General features: G+C 31.1%; 1 protein-coding gene. It reads right to left on the bottom strand.

Translation table 11 applies throughout. From position 1 onward, the window contains the following. Nucleotides 1-40: 40 nt before the first annotated feature. Entirely contained in the window at nucleotides 41-1201 is a 1161-nt protein-coding gene (locus ACFX5E_RS16200; RefSeq protein WP_379856203.1) for an IS110 family RNA-guided transposase, read from the bottom strand. Nucleotides 1202-1465 lie beyond the last annotated feature (264 nt).

Genomic DNA, 1465 nt, shown 5'->3' with positions numbered 1-1465 from the left:
TAGGTACTATCTTGATTACCTAATTTATTTTTGTTAATTTTTATATATTTGTTACACCGAGAGGAAGCTTCTTGCGATTATTCACTGGATGTTTACCTTGTGTAGCCTCAATATTTATGTTGGGGCTATTTTTTTGCATTTTGTCTTCTTCGAAGCCACATTCCCGAGAGGTAATCTTTTGCTCCTCTTCTTGGATATTTAAGTGATAAATAGCATCGTAAGCTTCATTCTTTTTCCATAAATGATAAATCATGGTCAATATCTTTTTTTGAACGGCCACATAACTTTTCATTTTCACTCCATGTTTTTCATAAGTTCTATCGAATAAGTCTTTAAATGGTTTTACTTTGCATTGAATAACCACTAGCGACGGCATATGTAAGGCACGCCTTATTCTAGAATTTCCCCTTTTTGATATTTTGGTTTTACCAACCCGTTTTCCTGATTGCGCTTCAACTACATCATAACCCGCATAAGAAACTAATTGTTTATAATTGGTAAATAATGTGAATCCGTTGGTTTCTGCTAAAACAGTGCTTAACGTTAAAACTCCTAATCCTTTCATTTTTAGTATATTTTCAGCTTTATCGTAAACTTCTTTGTTTGACCTCAAATGAGATTTTATTTCTTTATCTAATTCTTTGAGTTGTGTTTCAAATAAAGATATCGTTTGTTCTAATTGATTCGTTACCGAATCTAAATGATGCATGGCAAAACTTAAAGCATCTTTTTGATTTTTAATTACTGTTTTTAACTCGGTAACATTTTGATGTTGCCTGGTTAACAAACGTAACTCATAAAAAAATGTACCCATCGGCTCCCATAGTTCTAAACACTGTTCAGCACCCATTTGTGACAATCCCTTAGCATCAATGCTATCATTCTTGGATTTTAAACCAATGGCTTCTAAATATTTCTTTGCCTTATTGGGCAAAATAATTGAAACCTCAAAGGCTTTTCCATATAAATAATAGGCGCAATTCTCGTGATAAATTCCTGTAGCTTCCATACAAATCACCACAGGAATAGTTTCTTTTGTATGTTTTAAAATCCATTCTTCTAATGAAGAAAATCCCTTTAATGTGTTAGAAATAACGGTACTTGATTTTGTAACCACCTTTTGTTTTTCATCAATAACACTAATACAAGCATTAATTTTTTTGCTTGATACGTCTAATCCAACTGAATACTTTAAATTCATAAATCTTTGATTTAGTATCAATAAACAAAATATTACACAAATCTTTGCTCATTTTTTATACAAGATCCATATCTGAAATAAGGTCCTTAAGTACTATTGTGACTCGGATGTAATAAAAACAAAATGGATTAACCTAAGTGTACAATATCATCTAAGGATGTATTTCGCCCCGATAGAATTTGGCCATTTCGTTTTGTTTATTAATTGTTATATTTCAAAGATACATTTTCATATTATTTTAACCTATGTCAAAGATATGAGCCC

Source organism: Flavobacterium xylosi, from assembly GCF_042787345.1.
Classification (GTDB): Bacteria; Bacteroidota; Bacteroidia; order Flavobacteriales; family Flavobacteriaceae; genus Flavobacterium; species Flavobacterium xylosi.
The sequence above is the reverse complement of the archived record's forward strand: the minus strand, read 5'-3'. Positions and strand labels throughout refer to the sequence as shown.